Annotated in this window: 13 protein-coding genes; 6 read left to right on the forward strand and 7 right to left on the reverse strand. The window is 69.3% G+C overall.

Features of this window, described 5'->3' with window-relative positions; translation table 11 throughout:
* Positions 1-145 precede the first annotated feature (145 nt).
* The gene (locus ACFQ6S_RS05025; protein ID WP_383403624.1) at positions 146-505 is read left to right on the forward strand and encodes a hypothetical protein; all 360 of its coding nucleotides are present in this window, start codon (positions 146-148) and stop codon (positions 503-505) included.
* A gap of 65 nt (positions 506-570) precedes the next feature.
* Here the strand turns inward: ACFQ6S_RS05025 and ACFQ6S_RS05030 are convergent, their stop codons facing one another.
* Positions 571-3,849 (reverse strand): LamG-like jellyroll fold domain-containing protein, encoded by a 3,279-nt coding sequence (locus ACFQ6S_RS05030; RefSeq protein WP_383403627.1) that lies wholly within the window; start codon positions 3,847-3,849, stop codon positions 571-573.
* Positions 3,850-4,177: 328 nt separating this feature from the next.
* Here ACFQ6S_RS05030 and ACFQ6S_RS05035 point away from each other — a divergent pair, with 328 nt between their 5' ends.
* Entirely contained in the window at positions 4,178-5,248 is a 1,071-nt protein-coding gene (locus tag ACFQ6S_RS05035) for a glycoside hydrolase family 43 protein (RefSeq protein WP_383403630.1), read from the forward strand.
* Between the two features lie 59 nt (positions 5,249-5,307).
* On the opposite strand, the gene ACFQ6S_RS05040 is transcribed toward ACFQ6S_RS05035, so the two are convergent.
* The 5 genes from ACFQ6S_RS05040 to fxsT all read right to left on the reverse strand — a co-directional run bounded on the left by ACFQ6S_RS05040 (position 5,308) and on the right by fxsT (position 14,352).
* Positions 5,308-6,381, reverse strand: coding sequence for an NAD(+)/NADH kinase (locus ACFQ6S_RS05040; protein ID WP_383403632.1), 1,074 nt, complete (start codon positions 6,379-6,381; stop codon positions 5,308-5,310).
* A 65-nt stretch (positions 6,382-6,446) separates the two neighbouring features.
* Complete coding sequence (locus tag ACFQ6S_RS05045; protein WP_383403635.1) at positions 6,447-6,731, reverse strand: hypothetical protein; 285 nt, start codon at positions 6,729-6,731, stop codon at positions 6,447-6,449.
* Positions 6,732-6,957: 226 nt separating this feature from the next.
* Positions 6,958-9,102 (reverse strand): ThuA domain-containing protein, encoded by a 2,145-nt coding sequence (locus ACFQ6S_RS05050; RefSeq protein ID WP_383403638.1) that lies wholly within the window; start codon positions 9,100-9,102, stop codon positions 6,958-6,960.
* Positions 9,103-9,104: 2 nt separating this feature from the next.
* Positions 9,105-11,960, reverse strand: coding sequence for a carbohydrate-binding protein (locus ACFQ6S_RS05055; protein WP_383403640.1), 2,856 nt, complete (start codon positions 11,958-11,960; stop codon positions 9,105-9,107).
* A gap of 208 nt (positions 11,961-12,168) precedes the next feature.
* Positions 12,169-14,352, reverse strand: coding sequence for an FxSxx-COOH system tetratricopeptide repeat protein (gene fxsT / locus ACFQ6S_RS05060; RefSeq protein WP_383403642.1), 2,184 nt, complete (start codon positions 14,350-14,352; stop codon positions 12,169-12,171).
* Between the two features lie 211 nt (positions 14,353-14,563).
* Here fxsT and ACFQ6S_RS05065 point away from each other — a divergent pair, with 211 nt between their 5' ends.
* Positions 14,564-15,034: a ricin-type beta-trefoil lectin domain protein gene (locus ACFQ6S_RS05065; RefSeq protein ID WP_383403644.1), complete on the forward strand. Its 471-nt coding sequence runs from the start codon at positions 14,564-14,566 to the stop codon at positions 15,032-15,034.
* A 150-nt stretch (positions 15,035-15,184) separates the two neighbouring features.
* On the opposite strand, the gene ACFQ6S_RS05070 is transcribed toward ACFQ6S_RS05065, so the two are convergent.
* Positions 15,185-16,258, reverse strand: coding sequence for an alkene reductase (locus ACFQ6S_RS05070; protein ID WP_383403646.1), 1,074 nt, complete (start codon positions 16,256-16,258; stop codon positions 15,185-15,187).
* Between the two features lie 127 nt (positions 16,259-16,385).
* Between ACFQ6S_RS05070 and ACFQ6S_RS05075 the strand changes: the two genes are divergently transcribed.
* The 3 genes from ACFQ6S_RS05075 (at position 16,386) to ACFQ6S_RS05085 (ending at position 19,774) form a co-directional block, all read left to right on the forward strand.
* The gene (locus ACFQ6S_RS05075; RefSeq protein WP_383403649.1) at positions 16,386-16,763 is read left to right on the forward strand and encodes a MerR family transcriptional regulator; all 378 of its coding nucleotides are present in this window, start codon (positions 16,386-16,388) and stop codon (positions 16,761-16,763) included.
* Between the two features lie 219 nt (positions 16,764-16,982).
* Positions 16,983-17,951: an alpha/beta hydrolase gene (locus ACFQ6S_RS05080; protein ID WP_383403652.1), complete on the forward strand. Its 969-nt coding sequence runs from the start codon at positions 16,983-16,985 to the stop codon at positions 17,949-17,951.
* Between the two features lie 302 nt (positions 17,952-18,253).
* Positions 18,254-19,774, forward strand: a complete 1,521-nt coding sequence (locus ACFQ6S_RS05085) for a catalase (protein WP_383403655.1) — start codon at positions 18,254-18,256, stop codon at positions 19,772-19,774.
* The last annotated feature ends 193 nt before the right edge of the window (positions 19,775-19,967 follow it).

Here is a 19,967-nt window from a genome sequence, read left to right on the forward strand (position 1 = left end):
TCATGAGGGGGGGGAGGGGGGGGGGTGCTGTTGTGGGGGGGGGGGGGGGGGGGGGGGGGGGGGGGGGGGGGGGGGGGGGCGGCCCCCCCCCCCCCCCCCCCCCCCCCCCCCCCGGCCGTCTCCTCCGGCCTCTCCGGGAGCCCCCATGACCGTCCGAACGGGGGGTGGCGACGCCGGGCTGACCTTCAGAGTGACCGGGCCGGGGGTCGGTCCGGACAGCTACTCCGGGTACTACGCGGGTATCAGCGCCGGCGGCAAGGTGGTGCTCGGACGGGCCGACGGCGGCTGGACGCCGCTGGGGAGCCGCGAGCTGTCGATCGACCCGGGGTCGCCCCATCGACTGCGGGTCACTGCCGTCGGCGCCCATATCAAGGTGTACGTCGACGACATGACGTCGCCGAAGATCTCCGTCACCGACGGTACGTACGGCAGTGGCGCCACCGGAGTACGCGTCTTCGGCACCGCGGCCTCCTTCGACAGCGTGGCGGTCTCACCCGCGCGCTGACGTGACGCGAGAGGGCCCCGGCGGGGGAGTGCTGTCCCGCCGGGGCCCACTCGTTGCGGCTTCCGCTACGGCTTCTCGTCCGTGTAGAGCGCGCTCACCTCCTCGGCGGTGAGCGCCTTGTCATAGGCGTGGACCTCGTCGACCGCGCCGTTCCAGAAGTCGGTGTCGCTGCCGCCCCACTGGGCGCGGCCGACGGCCAGGGAACCGGTGCTGGGATAGGCCGCTCCGCCGGTGGCGGTCGCCGCCGGCTTTCCGTCGGCGTACAGCTTGATCGTGTTGTCGGTGCTGTCGCGGACGCCGACCAGGTGGTACCAGCGGCCCGTCTCCGGTGTGGTCACCAGGCGGGCGCGGCTCTCGCCCGGGGTGCTGAAGGCGAACGCGCCCTGGCCGTACTGGAGATAGAACGGGCTGGCCTGTCGCCGGGTGTCCTGGCTGACCGCGGTGGCGTAGTTGCCGGGGAGCTCGTCCAGTCGCACCCAGGCCGAAACCGAGTAGCTTCCGGTGGTGTCGAGCACCGGCCCGTCGGTCTCGGCGTACCGGCCCTGACCGTCGAACCTCAGCGCGCTGCCGTTGACGCCGGGTGTCCAGGTGGTGCCGTCGCTGAGCTTCAGGGCCTTGGCGTTCGGGCCGGAGTCGTTCGCCGTATTCCCGGTGCCCTCGTCGAGGGCCCAGGACCCGCCGCCCTTGAGCGTCGCCCGTTCGCCCGCGGCGGCACCGGCGGCGATGACCTCGCGGTTGACCTCGCGGACCCGGACCGGGTCGACCTTGATCTCCCGACGGTCGTACGTGTACAGGCCGTTGAGCTCGTTCTCCAGATCGGAGATCTGGGTGTAGATCGAACCGGACAGCTCGGCACCGGCCTGGTCGAGATAGAACTTCTCGGTGTTCTCGACGTACTTGCGGGTCAGCGCCTCCTTGTCGTTGACGCCGCTGTAGATCACCGTCGGGGCGCCCGGCCACATGTGCCCGGGAGTGCGCAGGGTGAAGCCGCCGTGCTCACCGTCCATCGCCGCCCGCTTGTCGTCGGGGAACGGCGGGTCCTCGTTGTTGTAGTCGTGGTGGTCGATGATGTCGCCCTTGCCCGAATCTCCCTTGGAGTTGCAGCAGTTGACACCGCTGTGGGCGTTGACGACACGGGACGGGTCGGCCTCCTTCACGGCCTCGGCGATCTTGCCGGTCTCCGTGCGGTCCCACTCGCCCCAGCCCTCGTTGAAGACGATCCAGCCGATCACGGAGGGGGCGTTGTGGTGCTCCCGCATCATCTCCCGGCCCTGGTCGACGAAGGCGCGCCGCCCGGTCTCGTTCGTGAGGTTGCCGGAGACGAAGTCCTGCCAGACCAGCAGGCCGAGTCGGTCCGCGTGGTAGAACCAGCGCGCGGGCTCCACCTTGATGTGCTTGCGCACCGCGTTGAAGCCGAGTTCCTTGTGCGCCTTGAGGTCGAACGCGAGGGCCTCGTCGCTCGGCGCGGTGTACAGGCCGTCGGGCCAGAAGCCCTGGTCGAGGGTGGCGAGGGAGAAGACCGGCTTGCCGTTGAGCACCAGCTTCTGGAAGCCGCCGACCTTCGCGATGCCTATCTCGCGCATACCGAAGTAGCTGCCGACCTTGTCGGCCGATCTGCCGTCGGTGAGCTTGACGTCGAGGTCGTAGAGGTAGGGGTCGTCCGGGCTCCACAAGTGCTGGTTCGCCACCGGCAGTTGCAGCTGCTCGTTCGCCGGCCCGCTGACCTTGCCGACGACCTTGCCGCGCCTGTCGCGTGCGACGGCCTCGACGCGGGCCCCGCCGGAGGCCTTGCCCGACTGCACCGTCACCGCGAGGCTGCCCGAGTCGATGTCCGGTGTGGTGACAACGTTATCGATCGCGGCGTCGGCCACCGGTTCCATCCAGACGGTCTGCCAGATGCCCGAGGACTGGGTGTAGAAGATGCCGCCCGGGTTGGTGGACTGCTTGCCCATCGGCTGGTCGGCGCCTCCGGTGTCGGTGACCGCGACGACGACCTCCTGCGGCCCGGTGCCCTTCAGTGCGTCGGTGATGTCGGCGCTGAAGGCGTCGTAGCCACCGGTGTGTTCGGCGACCTTCGTGCCGTTGACGAAGACGCGCGCCTGGTAGTCCACGGCACCGAAGTTGAGCTTCAGCCGGTTGCCCTTGCCGTCCTTGCCGACCTTCCAGTCCCTGGGGACGTTCACCAGCTTGCGGTAGAACATGTGGTCCTCGTGCCGCTCCAGCCCGGAGAGCTGCGACTCCATCGGGTACGGCACGACGATCTTCTCGTCGAGGTCCTTGCCGAACACCGGCTGCTCGCCCGCTTCGGCGCCGCTGAACTGCCAAGGGCCGTTGAGGTTCTTCCACTTGGAACGCACCTGCTGCGGACGCGGGTACTCCGGCAGCGGGTTCTTCTCGTCGACCTTGTCGCCCCACTTGGTGGTGAGCCGGTGGGTGGAGGCGTTGTCGGCGTAGCGGATGACCTTCGGCACGGTCTCGCCGCCGGACGTCAGGCCGCCCTCGCCGTCGTAGGTGACCCGCACCTGCTGGTTCTTCTGGATGGGTTCGGCGAGCGTCACGAGCAGGGAGTTGCGGTCACCGGGAGCGGCGGTGACCGACTTCAGGGGCATGGCCGTGGTGTCGGCCTCGACCTTCAAGTGGTCCTTGACCGCCCGGAGATCACCGACCCTGCCCTCGAACCGGGCTCGCAGCCGGCGTCCGTCCGCGGCCACGGACAGCTCCACCGGGTAGACCTCGAAACCCTCGGGCGGAGTGAACGCCGACATCGGCACCAGCTGCTTGGGCAGGTCCGGGCCGGCCCAGCGCAGGAACATGTTGGCGCCACCGAAGTCCTGGAACATCTCCAGGCGGAAGTCGTGCTTCTCACCGGCGGTCAGCCGGATCGCGGCGCTGGTCTGTTCCTTGTCCCAGTCCGGCTCCCAGTGGTCGATGACCGGCTTGCCGTCGATGTAGAGCCGGAAGCCGTTGTCACCGATGCCGTAGAAGGTGTAGTCGCCGGTGGCCGGTGCCTCGATCTGGCCCGTCCAACGGGCGGTCGTGTGCTCCGTCCTGCCGGTCAGCTCCTGGAAGGTGCTGGTCAGGCCGGAGAAGTCGATCTGCGGATCGAGCAGAGTGCCACCGAGTTCGGCGAAGTCCCGGGCGCCCGGGGCCGACATGCTGAAGTACTCGCCCTTCAGGCCGTGCACCTCGACGTCGGCTGCTTCGGTGGAGAGCACTGAGGCGCTGCCGCCGGTCGGCTCCGCTGCCGACGCGGTGGCGGCCAGGCCGCTCGGCGGCACGACGAGAACGGCCGCAGCCAGCAGCGCCCACACTCTGAGCGGTGGGCGGGTGTGTTGTCTTGTCATCGAACCTTTCCTCGCACAGAGGCCGCGGACCGGGACCGGTCATCTGGAAACCCAGGCCCCGCAGGTACGGCGGAACACCGGTACGGGCGCGGTCGGACGGCTCTTTCAACGTTGGAAATCCTGCGACAGCGGAATGACAGCACGCCCCTCGACGGCTGTCCAGACCTCACGCACCACTCTGTCCACCCGGCCGGGTCGACCCCACGGCGCCTGTGCCGTCGGCGACTTGGGGCATTCGGCCCTTGCGGCGCCATTGACATGTCCGAGACCGGCAACAATGCTGTGAGCGCGCTCTTCCATCGATGTAAAGCGTCACGTCGAGGTGACCATGAAGCTCTCTCGCCGCATCACGGGCGCCGCGGTCGTGGTGTTGTCCGGCGTCCTCACCGCCGTGTTGTCCCTGACGTCCGCCGATCCGGCCCAGGCGGGACAGACGAGTCTGCGGGCCGCTGACCCGAGCGTGCTCCGGGTCGGTGGCACCTATGTCTCGGTGCAGTCGGCCGGTGGCGCCATCGTCGTGCGTCAAGCTCCGTCAACGGACGCTCTGGCAACGGCTCCCGCGCGGCAGGTCTGGTCCGACACCCGTGACCTCGGCGAGGTCTGGGCCCCCGAGATCGTGCGGGACGGCGGCCGTTACTACATCTACTTCTCGGCGGGCCGCGGACCGGCTCACCGGATGTACGTCATCAACTCCGCCAGTCCGGACAGCGGTTACACGGCGGAGACCAAGCTCGCCCTGCCGGACGACAAGTGGGCCATCGACGGCACCCTGTTCACCTTCAACGGGCAGCGCTGGTTCGTGTGGTCCGGCTGGGCCGGCGACACCAACGTCGAGCAGAACCTGTACGTCGCCCGTATGAGCAGTCCGACCACGCCGACCGGTGCCCGCCACGTCATCTCGCAGCCCCGGGAGAGCTGGGAGCGGGTGGTCGGAAATCCGTACATCAACGAGGCTCCTGAGGCCATCAAGGACCCGAACGGCCAACTGCACATCGTGTACTCCGCCAACGGCAGCTGGAGCGAGCAGTACTGCCTGGCCGACCTGCGACTGCGCGCCGGAGGCGATCCGACGTACGTGTGGGACTGGTACAAGTCCAACGGCTGCCTGTTCGGCTCCAACCGCGCCACGATGATGTCGGGTTGGGACCCGACCCTGCATGTCAACGGCCCCGGCCACCACAGCTTCGTCCTGCTCGACGGTGACATCGGCACCAGCCCGCCGGCCGGACCGAGGTTCCCCCTGATGTTCCACGCCGTGCCGAAGGGAACGCCGTACACGTGGGAGAACCGGTACTGGTACACCGGCACGTTCTGCTGGTGGGGCGACACCACGTACAGCCGCGCCAACGTCCCGGGCCCCAACACGAACACCGGTTGGAGTCTCAAGTTCTTCGAGTAGAGGGCGATTGGAGGCGAGTCGGACGAAGAGCGAAAGGCCGCAGCCCCTGAGCAGACAGCTCACAGAAGCGGTGACGGCCCATCCGAGGCCGTCAGCAAGGCCAGATGAGCGAGGTCTCCCGGGGGAGGTGTGGTCACCGACCACAGCGGTGCGGGGGAACCGTCGGCGATCGCGGCCGGTGCGTCGGTCAGGTTCATCCGTTCGCGCAGTCGGCCGTAGAAATCCATCGGGTCCAGCCGTACGGCCCTCAGCCGGCGCGGTGCGGCGTACACGCCGATCCAGTCTCCTGGCCCCAGCACGCCGCGCAGCTGGCCGTCGATGCTCACGGCCGCCTGCCCCGACCGTTCCAGGATGCGCAGTCCGACGGGCTCGTCGGGGGCGGTGACGACCGACCGGTCGAAGGCCATGTGCGGGGCGACCGGTGTGAAGACGAGCGCTTCCGCACGCGGCGAGACGACGGGCCCGCCGGCGGCGAAGCTGTAGGCGGTCGAGCCCGTCGGCGTGGCGACCAGCAACGCGTCCGCGGAGTAGGAGGCCAGGAGTCTGCCGGAGATGTAGACCCCGACCGAGACCTGGCGGTCCCTGGCCAGCTTCTCCAGCACCACGTCGTTGAGCGCGGTCACGTCCAGCGGGACACCCCACTCGTCGTCGGTCCGGCAGTCGGTGCGCACCTGCGGGGGAGGCAGAAGCGGGCCGCGGCCGTACTCCATGAGGGCCTCCATGCCCGGCGGCATCTCCAGGCGGCGCGAGGCGCGCAGGGCAAGAAGCATGCGGCTGTCGACGTGGAAACGGTTCTCCCGCACCGCGTCCAGCGCGGACCGCATTTCGGCGGCCGACACCTCCGTCAGGAACCCCACCCGCCCCAGGTCGACCCCGAGGACGAGGGCATCGTTCTCGGCGGCCAGCCTGGCGCCCCGCAGAAAGGTGCCGTCTCCGCCCAGAGTGACGATGAGGTCGGGATTGCCTGCGGCCTCGACCTCATCCCGCGCTCTGTGCCGCCCGCCGTCCTGCCATACGTCGATGTCGGTGCACCGCACGGCGTGCTCTTCGCACCACGTCCGGACGACACCGGCCGCGTCCACGGCCTCCGCGCGCCCACCGTGCACCACCAGGCCCAACCGGTTCACTGCCACATTCGCCTCCAGAACGTCTCGGCGAGGGGCGTCGGCCCGTCCCGCGCCGCGACTGTTGCGGCGTCCTACGAATGGGCCACGACCTCGCCTGCCGTGACCTGGGGCGGATGGGGGAGCAGAGCGGCGAGGCGGTCCCGTACGAAATCCCTCGCCCTGTCGGTCGACGCCTCGGCGCCGGCCCGGTCCTGGAAGACACCCGTGGACAGCATCACACCGTTCCCGGCATCGACCCAGTAGTAGGCGACGAACCCTTGGACCTGGCGCAGGAGCGGCACGAACTCCTCCTTCACCCGGCGTCCCGCCTCAGCCGGATCGGTCACCCCTTCGTACCGCCGTACCACTGCATACATGGGCTGTTCTCCTCATGGATCGTGAGGTCGCATTCTGCGCACACGGCGTACCCGCCCCGGCCCGCACGACTTGCGCGAGCCCGATGCAAATCACTGGAAAAGCCCCCAGCGGTGGGCCGAACGGAGGGGCGATAGGCGATTCCCATGCCGCGACGTGGTGCCCGCCGAGCGGAAGGCTGCGGGCGGGCACCACGCCGGTGCGGATGACTGGGAGGGGCAGCCGGCGTCAGTCGGCGGCCGCCTCCTGGAAGCGGTCCACCCAGTACGCGGTCCGATCCAGGTACGCCGTCTGTGCCGCCGCTCCCGTCTGCCCGTAGGCACCGCTGTACGTCTGGTAGCCGTGGCCGGCGGGCGGGGTGGAGTCGGCCGGCTCGATGGAGCTCCCCTCGTGCCACTCGTTGAACGAGGTCACCGACACCCAGGTCGGGGACCCGCCGATGGCCGGATCCAGGGCGTTGGACCACTGCCGGTCGTACGCCGCGCCGTCGGCACGCGCCACGGTGGGTGTGGAGTTGCCCGGCACCGCACGGTCGTCGATGTAGCCCGGCGCGACGGACGGCGCCCAGATCAGGCCGTGGGCACGGGCGTAGTCGCCGGCCTGCTGCCAGCCGGGGGCCGTGGCGCCCGCGATGCCGTCGTAGGTGTACATGCCCGAGAAGTGCGCGATCTTGGTGGTGTCCGTGGTCTGGGCGAGGACGATGCTCGTGTCGGTGACCTGGTCGAGTGCCGTCCAGTCGGTGACGTCGAGGCTCTGGAAGACGTAGAACGCGCCCTTGCCTCCGTGGTCCGCCGAGCGATGGAAGGCCGGGTGGCCGCCGTAGGTGCCGTTGATGTACTCGATGTCGGCGGCGGTCGAGGCCGCGGTGCGGCCCGCGTACGGCTCCAGGTGCCAGGCCACCTCGATGCCCTGCTCCTGGACCGCGTCGAGCACGCCGCGCGCGAGCCGGTCCTCGTGGCTGTCCCGGCCCCACCAGCTGTAGACGATCACCCCGGCGCCCGACCGGGCGGCCCACTTCATGTGCTGGTCGACCGCGCCGTCGAAGTCACCGGAGTCGTACGGCCCGAGGGCCGGGTAGAGGTCGGCGCCGATGTCGTCCGGTGGCGTGTGCCCGCCCTGCTGCCAGTGCCGCCAGTCGCCGTTCACCGCCGGGCTCCCGTACCAGGAGTAGTAGAAGAGGTGTACGTCGTCGGACAGGGGCCCGGCGGTGGGTTCGGTGCCGAGGCTGAAGGTGTCGATGTCGAACAGTGCTCCGCCACCGCCGGTGAAGCGCAGGAAGAGCGGGCCGGAGGCGGAGCCGGACAGGGTGGCCGTGACGGTCGTGAACGTCTCCCAGCCACCGGTCACCGGTACCGCCACCGAACCGAGCAGGGTGCCGTCGGCCGACCCGGACCGGATCTCGATGGTTCCTCCGGCGCCCGCGGAGGACACCTTCGCGGTGAAGGTCTTCGCTCCCGCGGTGGTGACGTTGGAGTAGCCCGCCCAGTCCCCGTTGTCGATGTAGCCGAGCGTCTGTCCGCCGCTGGCCGGGGCGTGCGCGGCCACCTGCACGCCGGAGCCAGAGCTGTACGACTCCGCCTCGGTCTGCCCGTTGCCGGCCGGAGCCGAGCAGTCGGCCGTCGCCTGCCCGGACGCGTAACGGACCCCGCCCAGCAGCAGGGAACGGAAGGCCGGGTCGGCGTAGGACTCGATGGTGTGGCCGAGCCCGGTGTAGAAGGATCGGCCCGTACCCTGGCTGTGGCACCAGGTGATGGGGTGGTCGGCGCCCATCGAGCCGCCGCTGTAGGTGCTTTCGTCCAGGGTCTGCAGGACGTGCACGTTGGCGCGGGGGTTGGCGCGGTAGTTGTACCACTCGTCGGTGCGGGTCCAGGTCGCGCCCAGGTGGCTGGTGGCCGGATGGGTCCGGTCCTCGTTGCGGATCGTGGCCTGCTGGATCGCGGGGTGGCTCTGGAACCAGGCGCCGACCAGCTGTCCGTAGTAGGGCCAGTCGTACTCGGTGTCGGCCGCCGCGTGCACGCCGACGTAGCCGCCGCCGGAGTCGACGTACGACTGCAAGGCCGTCTGCTGCGCGGAGTTGAGGACGTCGCCGGTGGTGTTGAGGAACACCACGGCCTCGTAGTTCGCGAGGTTGGACGTGGTGAAGGCTCCGGCGTCCTCGGTGGCCGTGACGGTGAAGTCGTTCTGCCCGCCGAGTGTGCGCAGGGCGTCGATGCCGGCCGGGATCGCGTCGTGCCGGAAGCCGGCCGTCTTCGAGAACACCAGGACCTCGAAGGAGGCCGCGTGTGCCGGGCCGGCCGGGGCCAGAAGGGCGCCGAGCAGGCCCAGGACCAGGGCCGCGGTGCCGCGACGCAGTCGCCGTATCAGGAGGGTCATGGTCATCGCCCCTTTCGCGCCGCGGAGGCGGACCGGGTGAGGGTGAAGGTGTCGACGTCGAACAGGGAGCCGGAGCCTCCGGTGAAGGTGAGGAACAGCGGGCCCGATCCAGCACCGTTGAGTGAGGTGCTGACGGTGGTGAAGGTCTCCCAGCTGCCGGTCACCGGCACGGTCACGGAACCCAGCAGCGGCCCCGTCTGCGAGCCGGAGCGGAACTGGAGGGTGCCGCCCGCCCCGGCCGAGGAGACCCGGGCGGAGACGGAGGCCGCACCGGCGGTGGAGACGGAGGCGTACCCGGCCCAGTCGCCGTTGTCGATGTAGCCCAGCGTCAGACCGCCGCTCGCCGTGCCGTGCGCCGCGGACTGGACACCCGAGGCGGAGCTGTACGACTCCGCCTCCCACGGCGTGGTCGTGGTGGAGCCGGAGCCGAGGGTGAAGGCGTCGACGTCGAAGAGGTTGCCCTGCCCGGTCGGGCCCCGGAACACCAGGAACAGCTCGGTGGTGCCGGCGGGCGCGCCGGAGAGGCTGGCGGTGACGTCGGTGAAGGTGTCCCAGCCGCCGGTCACCGGCACGGTCGCGGTGCCGAGCAGCGTGCCCGTGGCGGAACCGGCGCGCACCTCGAGGGTGCCGCCCGCGCCGCCGGATGCCACCCGGGCGGTGAACTTCGTGGCGCCCGCGAGGACATACGGCTTGAACGAGATCCAGTCGCCGTCATCGGTGAAACCGACCGTCCTGCCGCCCTCGGCGGTGGCGTGGTCGGCGATCTGGATGCCGGACTGGGCGCCGAGGTGCTCGCCCTGACGATGACGTGGTTGCAGGGTGCGCACGGAGTGCGTGGTCAGCCCGCCGGCGTCGGTGTACTCGGCGTCGAAGACTCCGTACAGGTTGGCGGCGCTGTCATGTTCGCCGTCGGCGGGCACGGTGAGGTTGCCTTCGCAGCCGTTGGTGGAGGTGATGGCGTGGGTGTGGCTGTCATGGCCGAGGAGATAGGTGACCTTCACCTTGGAGCAGTCGACGGTGCCGTCCTCCGGATCGCTCACCTGGACCTTGAACGGCACGGTGTCACCGAAGGCGAACGACTGCCCGTTCAGGGGCTGTTGCAGGGTCACCGTCGGTGCCGTGTTGCCCGCGGTCACGACCAGGCTCGCGGTGCCGGTCAGGCCCTCCGGGTCGCGGACCGTGAGAGTGGGGCGATAGGTGCCCGCGGTGGTGTACGTGTGGCCGGGGTTGGCCTCGGTCGACGTGGTGCCGTCACCGAAGTTCCAGGAGTACGTCAGCGCTCCGCCCTCGGGGTCGGAGCTGCCCTGGGAGGAGAACCGCACGGTCAGCGGCAGGGTGCCGGAGGTGCGGTCGGCGGAGGCCTGGGCGACGGGGTTGCGGTTGCTGCCCGCGATGTACTCGATGCGGTACAGGCCCGAGTTGTTGCTGCCGGTGCCGTAGTCCAGGACGTACAGCGCACCGTCGGGGCCGAAGTCGGTGTCCATCACCTGGGTGCCGTTCCAGGGGACGTCCTCGATCGTGCCGTAGGAGCCGTCGCTCTTGACCTCGATGGCCTTGATCCACTGGCGCCCGTACTCGGCGGCGAAGTAGCGGCCGTCGAGGGACTGCGGGAACTTCACCGTGGACGTCGAGTTGGGGTCGTAGCGGTAGACCTCGCCGCCCATCGGGGACTCCGAGCCGCCGCCGAACTCGGGCGGCGAGCCGTCCAGCCCGTACTTGATCCAGCTCGGCCTGGCCGGGGGCAGTTGGGCCTGGCCGGTGTTGCGGAAGGAGTTGTTGGCGGGGCCGCCCGCGCATGTGTACTTGGCGCCGGACGGCCCGCTCGGGAAGGTGTACTCGTTGTACGTCTCACCCGTGGTGTTGGTGCCGGTGCAGTACGGCCAGCCGTAGTTGCCGGGCGAGGTGATGCGGTTGAACTCGACCTGGCCGCCCGGTCCCCGGTTCGGGTCGGTGCCGCCGGCGTCGGGGCCGTAGTCGCCGAGGTACACCGTGCCGGTGGGGCGGTCGACGGACATCCGGAACGGGTTGCGGAAGCCCATCGCGTAGATCTCGGGCCGGGTTCCGGCGGTGCCCGGTGCGAACAGGTTGCCCGAGGGGATGGTGAAGCCGCCGGCGGCGGTCGGCTTGATCCTCAGCACCTTGCCCCGCAGGTCGTTGGTGTTGCCGGAGCTGCGCTGAGCGTCGAACTGGGGGTTGCGGTTGGTGCGTTCGTCGATCGGCGCGTACCCGGACGAGTCGAAGGGGTTGGTGTCGTCGCCGGTCGTCAGAAGGAGGTTCCCGGCCGCGTCGAAGTCGATGTCGCCGCCGACGTGACAGCACTGGCCGCGGTCGTTGGGCACTTCGAGGACGACCTTCTCACTGGCCATGTCCAGGGTGCCGTCGGTGCGCAACGTGAACCGCGACAGGTTGAGGTGGCCCTTCCACGGCTCGAAGTCCGCGGCCGTACCGGTCGCGGGGGCGTCACCCGCCGGTGTGTTCAGCTTCGGCGAGTAATAGGCGTAGACATACCGGTTGGAGGCAAAAGCGGGGTCTGCGGCGATGCCTTGCAGACCCTCCTCGTCGTGTGTGTAGACGTCGAGTTTCCCGGCCTGTTTCGTGTTGCCCGCGGCGTCCGTGAGGCGGATCATGCCGTCGCGGGCGGTGTGCAGGACCGACCTGTCGGGCAGTACGGCCAGCGACATGGGTTCGCCCGTCTCGGCGGCACCGGCGGCGAGTTGGACCTGCTGGTAGTCGCCGGGCGGAAGGTCCGCCGGGGCGGCGGAGGCCGGGGTGGCCGTGGGCGCTGCCGTGGCAGCTCCGGCCAGAAGGAGCGCGAGCGCGGTGAGCGTTCTCAGCCCCGCGCGAGGGCGCCAAGACATGGGGGGTTGTCCTTCCTGACGGTGAGGGATGTCAGGCAAGGCGCGCGCCGGCCGCGCTTGCCGGGTGTTGGTGCGGCGCTCGACTGTGGCACTGTCGTGCCGCCGCCTGTGTGCGCTGTGCGTGAATTGCACTGTGGGCAACGGAAATTGCGGCACTCTGCTTGCGATTTGCATGCTGCTGGGAGCCGTCGAATATGTCAAGGCCCTGTCAAAATGCCGGACGGAACTCGCCCAGCAAACAGTTGGCCAGAGTGAAGGCATCCTCGGTTTTGGGGTGGGTCATGCCCAGCCGGGTGTTCAGGATCAGCGCGCCCCTGCGCGCGAGGTTCGCTGCTGTCGGGTCGTCCAGCGCGTGCACGGCTCGGGCCTTGAGCAGCAGGGCGTACCCGATGTAGAGGTGGTCCGGTGCGTAACTGGCCTCGCGGATCCGTAGCGCCCGAGAGATCAGCGGCACGGCCACGGCGTGGTCGTCCAGGTCGAGATGGACACTCGCCAGTGCTATCAGGTCGAAGCTCACGTACGGGTCGTCCGGCCCGTACGCCGCTTCGTCGATCCGCAGCGCCCGCTCGGCCAAGGGCACCGCCGCCTCGTGATCACCGAGCAGGTGTCGAATGCGCGCCAGGGTGGCCAAGTCCGTCGCGATGGCGGGACTGTCGGCCGGCAGACATGACTCGTGCAGACTCAGTGCACGTTCCGCCATCGGACGCGCTCGCTCCGGCTCGCCGCGGTCCCGGTGGATCTGCGCCAAGGTGATCAGGTCGAAGCCGATTTCCGCATCCCTCTGTTCGAGCGACTCGTCGATCGCGAGGGCACGCTCACCCAGGGGCAGTGCCACCGAGTGGTCCCCGATCGAAAGGAGGAACGCCGACGCCAGCCGCAGCAGCATCGCCGTTTCCCCAGTGCACTTGGTCGGCGGCTCGTCCTTGGTCACCACGAGCGCGTGCGGGAGCAGTTCTTGCCATCGCGATCGCGCATCCGGGTCACCGTGGATGTCGTGCGGCACGGCCTCCAGCAGCGCCCGGCACAGTCGTACCCGAGCGTCGGTGCGCACGTCGTCCGGCATCGCGGCGCGGATCGCGGCCTGCACCAGCCGGTGCAGCACCAGGGAGGACGCCCCGCGCCTCGCGAGCCCGAGGCCGGCCAGAGCGCCGACCGTCGTGTCCCATGCCACCGGGTCGGCCGCGGCTGCAAGCAGTGGTTCCGTGCCACCGCTGAGCAGGGTCAGCGGGATCGGCTCCGGCGCCAGCAGGGCACACAGCTCGAGCAGCCGTTTCGCCTGCGGCCGCTCGATCTCCAGCCTTCGCACGCTGAGTTGCCACAGGGTCGCGACCACCACCGCCGGCCGGTCCGCCGGCTCGCCCAGCGCGATCATGTCTTCCAACCGCGACGTCAGCAGAGCCAGGTACTCCTCAGGCGCAGTCTGGTTGTAGTCCATGTACCCGGCCGCCTGCTCCAGCGCCAGCGGCAGGTCGCCCAGTTGCTCGGCGATCCGGTCCGCCACCTCTGTGGTCATGCCGCACACCCGCCGGGCCAGCAGCTCCACCGCCTCGCGCCTGGTGAACACGTCCAGGTCGATGACGCCGGCTCTGCTCGACCAGCCGCGCAACCTGGTCGTGACGATGACGTGACCGTTGCTCCCCAGGTCACCCGACGGCAGCGCGTCCACGAGCGGGCCAGGTCTCTCCCCGTTGTCGAAGATGATCAGCCAGGGCGCGTCGTCCAGCAATCTGCCGTACACCTGCGGGATGACCTGCTCGGAGCTCACCTCCGCCAGTCCCAACTCCCTGGCCAGCGAAGCGAACTGCGACGCCACCAGATCCGGATCCTCGGCGTCCACGAACGCCACGAACCGGTAGTTCGACCGGTAGAGGTAGGCGTACTCAACCGCAAGCTGCGTCTTGCCGACACCACCCAGCCCGTGCACGACCTGCATCGCGCCGTTGTCGCCCGAGGTGAGACGCTGCCGTAACTCCCCCAATGTGGCGTCGCGGCCGGTGAAGTTGATGTTGCGCGGCGGCAGCCGAAAGGTCGCCGGACGAGGCCGCGAGGCAGAGAGACGCGCCGCCGGTGCGCGGACCTCCCTGACAGCGGTCTCGAACAGGTCGGTGAGCGTGGCATGGTCACCCCGCAGTCGCGCGAGCTCTTCCTCGGAGGAGAGGTCGATCTGACCGGCGTGCGCGGCGCGGACGCACGCGGTCGCGTAGGCCGCGATCCGCTCCCACGGGGGCGGCTTGGTGAACTTGCCCGCCAGCAGGTCCGACAGCGACGACCGAGTGAGGGCCTTGTTCTCGTCGTAGGCCAGAAGCTGCGCCTGGCTGGGTGACCCCGAGGCCGTGCGCAACTGCTGCAACCGATGGACGAACCAGCTCTGCGGTGAGCCCGGTCCCCTCATATACGCCGCTTCCCCCGTCCCGCTCTCCGGAATCGTCCGGACTTCGGAGTCAAAAAATGTAGCTCATCCAGCGGAGGAGCCCAGATGATCCGGGCTCCTCCGAGACCGCCGTACCCGAGCGGCGCCACCCCTCAACGTAGACGGCGGCAAAGGCGCCGACCGGGCGGCAGTACAGGCGGCGCGCCAATCATCTGACTCGAGGGGATCAATGATGGAACTCAAGGCAAGCCTCAGCCGACTCGCCGGTGCGGGCGCGGCGATCGCATTCGGCTCGACGCTGCTGGTCGGCGGCGCGACCTCGGCGCAGGCGGCGCCGGTGAACTACCAGGTGATCAACGGCAACAGCAGCAACTCCTGCCTCCAGGTGAACATCTCGGGAGGCAAGGGAAACCTCGTCCTCGGCAAGTGTGACCGCAGCGCGAAGCAGGTGTGGCAGATCACCGGCGGCATCTTCAGGAACCCGGCATCAGGCCACTGCCTCGACGGCAACGGCGCGGATGTCTACACATTCCCGTGCAACGGCGGCGGGTATCAGAAGTGGACGACCACGTCCGGCAGTGCGAAGTCCATCAGGCACACCCAGAGCGGCAAGTATTTGGACGCGAACGGAACGGTCGGGGCCCAGGTCGTCTTCCAGCCCACGATCGGGACGGCGTCCCGCTGGGTGATCGACCCGGTGTGATGAATCGGCCGACCCGGTGAGTGCGGCGGGCCGTCCTCTCTGACGGCCCGCCGTTCCGGAGACACCGGTGTCTTTGCCGCTTGGCGCCGCCGCGTGGACCGCAAGACCGACAGGATCAGCAACGCACAAGCCCCGACCGCCTCATCGGCGTCACGCCGAGTGCTGGTACGCCAGGTAGGTGAGGTAGCCCTTGTCGCCGCCCTGGAAGTACGTCGCCTCGTCGGCGGGGGCGATCGGGAGGCCGGTGCGCAGCCGTTCCACCAGGTCGGGGTTGGCGATGAAGGCACGACCGAAGCTGATGAGGTCGGCTCCCAGACCGAGCCAGTGGTCCGCGTCGGCGCGGCCGGTCTGCTTGGGGCCCATCGGCAGCACCGGGTTCATCACCAGGGTGCCGGGCCAGGTGCGGCGCAGACCGAGAAGCGTCTCCTCGTCGATGGTGGCCTCAAGGTGGACGTAGGCCAGACCGAGCCGCGACAGCTCGGTCAGGAGAGCACCGTAGAGCTCGGCGATCTCGGTCTCCTCCACGCCCCAGAAGGGCCCACCGGGGGAGAGCCGGATCCCGGTCCGCTCCGCGCCGATGGCTTCGGCGGTCGCGGTGGCCGCCTCGACGGCGAACCGAATCCGGTTGGTGACGGAGCCGCCGTAGCGGTCCGTGCGCAGGTTGGCGTTGGAGGAGAGGAACTGCGAGATCAGGTAACCGTTGGCGCCGTGCAGTTCCACACCGTCGAAGCCGGCGTCCACGGCCCGGCGCGCGGCATCCGCGTACGACCGGACGTGCTCGGGCACTTCGGCCGTGTCCAGGGCACGCGGAGTGGGCGCGGGCTGCGGCCCGCTCGGGGTGAACACCTCGCCGACAGCCGCCACGGCCGAGGGGCCGACGGGCCGTGTCCCGATGGTGTCGGGGTGTGACACCCGCCCGCCGTGCATGATCTGGGCGAAGATCCGGCCGCCGTTGGTGTGCACCGCATCGGTCACCGTGCGCCACGCGGTCACCTGGTCGTCGGTGTGCAGCCCCGGAGTGCCCGGGTTGGACTGGCCGATCAGGCTCGGCTGCACCCCCTCGGTGACGATCAGGCCGGCCGTGGCCCGCTGGGCGTAGTAGCGCGCCATCGACGGCGTCGCCAGACCGCCAGCGGCGGCCCGGACCCGGGTCATCGGGGCCATCACCACTCGGTTGGGAAGCTCCAGGTCGCCGAGCCGGTAGCCGGTGAAAAGGGTCGTCACGTCATGTCTCCTTCATACGTCCCGCGTGCTGGGTCGTGCCCCGATCCCGGGCACGACCGCTACGCTAAAACCTGACATTGACGTCAGAGGCAAGGGTTGTGCCTCGGATCACACGAGGGAGGGCGACGTGCGCATCGGCGAGCTCGCGGCACGGGCTGGAGTGAGCGTCCGGTCCCTGCGCTATTACGAGGAACAGGGCCTGCTCACGAGCACCCGCAGCACCAGCGGGCAGCGGCACTACACGGAGGGCCACGTCGAGCGGGTCACCTTCCTCCAGCGGATGTACACCGCAGGCCTGTCCAGCCGGACCATCGCCGAACTCCTGCCATGTGTCGACTCACCCAGCGAGGTCACGTCCGATGCCGCGCTGGAACGGATGGCCGAGGAGCGCGAACGGCTCTCCGCACACATCGAAGAGCTCGTCCGCACCCGGCAGGCGCTCGACGTCCTGATGGCCACCAACCGGGCGCACCGCGAGCGGCTGAGGTCGACGGTGGCAGGCTGAGTCCTCTGTCCGGGATCGGGCCCGCGCCCTCGCTCAGAGGGCAGGCGGCTTCCTGGAATGCAGTGACCGAGAATGCGTGACTATGCTGGATCTAGCCCCATCGGGGGCTTGAACCAGGGTGCAGCCCACTGGCCGCCCCACATTCGAGCGCACCGCGACGCTCGTCGGTTTCGTGTGCTCGTCACCAAGCGCTTCTCGGACATTCCAGGGAGTATTCCCATGGCTGCGCAGACCGCCTCGATCGTTCTTGAGCCCGCGGCGCAGGATCTCGCCGACGCAACCTCGCAACATCCGTTCCTGTACGAGCTGGATCCGCCCGCAGCGCGCAAGGTCCTCGACGACCTCCAGGCCGCGCCGGTCGACAAGCTGCCGGTCGACGAGGAGTGGATCACCGTATCGGCCACCGTGGGTGACGTACGGGTACGCATCGTCAAACCGCAGGGTGCCACCGGAATGCTGCCCGTCGTGCTCTACATGCACGGCGGTGGCTGGGTCCTGGGCAACGCGGGCACTCACGACCGCCTGGTCCGGGAGTTGGCGGTGGGCGCACATGCGGCCGTGGTCTTCGTGGAGTACACGCCGTCGCCCGAGGCCCACTACCCCGTGGCCATCGAGCAGGGTTACGCCACCGCGCAGTGGATCGTCCGCGAGGGAGCGTCCAAAGGGCTGGATGCGGAGCGCATGGTGGTGGCGGGAGAATCGGTCGGCGGGAACATGACCGCTGCACTCTCGCTCATGGCCAAGCAGCGCGGCGACGTCAAGTTCCTGCAGCAGTCGATGTATTACCCGGTCACGGACGCGGCGATGGACACCGGTTCCTACGACGAGTTCGCCACCGGTTACTACCTGAGCCGCAAGCTGATGGAGTGGTTCTGGGACGCCTACACGACCGACCCGAACCAGCGCGCGGAGATCACCGCGTCTCCCAACCACGCGACCACCGAGCAGCTCTCGGGCCTGCCGCCCGCCCTGTTGATCGTCGACGAGGCCGACGTACTGCGCGACGAGGGTGAGGCGTATGCCGCCAAGCTTCGGACCGCCGAGGTTCCGGTGACCACGGTGCGCTACGACGGCACGGTCCACGACTTCATGATGCTCAACTCGCTCAGTCAGTCCAAAGCCGCCCGTGGAGCCATCGACCAGGCCACGCTGTTCCTGCGCAACGCCCTTGGAACCGGCCCGGCCTAGATGCGCCGCTGACCGCACGACGCCGGCGCGGGGCGACAAGGCGCCGCTGGCCGCACACCGCCGGCGCGGGGCGACAATACGCCGCTGACACGTCGCCGCGTACAGATCGGCCGGAGTGGGGGTGTTTATCCCGTCCCCTCAGGATCACGCGACCAATGGGCACGAGGTGCCGGTCGGGACCGTCTTCGCCGCGTCTGCGTGGCGTGCAGCGCACGGAGGCGGCAGCCCCACCGGGACTGATCGGACGTCAGCGGCCCGAGGAATCGCGACGTCACTGCTGGCGCACCATGAAAGGCAGACTTATGACGGAGATCCGACCCGCCACCACGACCGATTCCGGCGCACCGGTGGAGAGCGACGAACACTCACTCACCGTGGGCCCCGGGGGGCCGGTCCTGCTCCAGGACGCCTACCTGATCGAGCAGATGGCGCAGTTCAACCGGGAACGGATTCCCGAGCGCCAGCCACACGCCAAGGGGAGCGGTGCGTTCGGCCACTTCGAGGTCACTCACGATGTCAGCGGTTACACGAAGGCGGCGCTGTTCCAGCCAGGCACCCGCACCGACCTGGTCATCCGCTTCTCGACCGTCGCCGGCGAGCGTGGCAGCCCGGACACCTGGCGTGACCCGCGCGGCTTCGCGGTGAAGTTCTACACCAGCGAAGGCAACTACGACATGGTCGGCAACAACACGCCGGTGTTCTTCGTGAAGGACCCGATGAAGTTCCAGCATTTCATCCGGTCCCAGAAGCGTCGAGCCGACAACAACCTGCGCGACCACGACATGCAGTGGGACTTCTGGACCCTCTCCCCGGAGTCCGCCCACCAGGTCACCTGGCTGATGGGAGACCGGGGCATCCCGCGGACCTGGCGCCACATGAACGGCTACACCTCCCACACCTACATGTGGATCAACGCCGCCGGCGAGCGGTTCTGGGTGAAGTACACCTTCAAGACCGACCAGGGCATCGAGTTCTTCACCCAGCACGAGGCCGATCAGATGGCCGCGGCGGACACGGACTACCACATGCGCGACCTCTTCGAGCACATCCGGGACGGTGACCACCCGAGTTGGACCCTCTACGTCCAGTTGATGCCGTACGAGGAGGCCGCGGGCTATCGGTTCAACCCCTTCGACCTCACCAAGGTGTGGCCGCACGGTGACTACCCGCTCATTCCGGTCGGTCGCATGACGCTCGACCGGAACCCCACCGACAACCACGCCCAGATCGAGCAGGCGGCGTTCCAGCCGAACAATTTCGTCCCCGGTATCGGACCGAGCCCGGACCGCATGCTGCTGGCCCGGTTGTTCTCCTATGCGGATGCCCATCGCCACCGGATCGGCGCCAACTACCAGCAGCTGCCGGTGAACGCCCCCGTCGTCGACGTCCGGACGTACTCCAAGGACGGGGCGATGGCCTACCGGAACACCACCGACCCGGTGTACGCCCCGAACTCCAAGGGCGGTCCCGCCGCGGACACGGAGCACTACGGGTCCCCGCCCAGTTGGACGGCCGACGGCGAGATCACCCGCGCCGCCTACGTCTCCCACGCGCAGGACGACGACTGGGGGCAGCCCGGCACCATGGTGCGCGAGGTCCTGGACGACGCCGCCCGGGACCGCCTGGTCGACAACGTCGTCGGACATCTCCTCAACGGAGTGAGCGAACCCGTCCTTGAGCGGGCCTTCGCGTACTGGTCCAACATCGACGAGACCATCGGCAAGCGCATCGCCGACGGCGTACGGGACAAGGCCGATGAGAAGGACCCCAAGGCCGCCGAACAGGGCAACCCCGCACGGAGCTCCATGCAGCAAAAGGCCTGACGGGCTCGGTCAGCCCCGGCGGGGCATGTGCCTTCGTCGACAAGCGACCGGCGGAGTTCCGCCACCGCTGACCCACCGCGCCACGGCCGTGGGGGGGGGGGGGGGGGGTGGGGGGGGGGGGGGGGGGAGAGGGGGGGGAGAGGGGGGGGGGAGGAGGGGGGAGAGGAGGGGGGGTGTGTCGAAGGGTGTATCG

The sequence above is a fragment of the Streptomyces sp. NPDC056479 genome, from assembly GCF_042795335.1.
Taxonomy (GTDB): domain Bacteria; phylum Actinomycetota; class Actinomycetes; order Streptomycetales; family Streptomycetaceae; genus Streptomyces.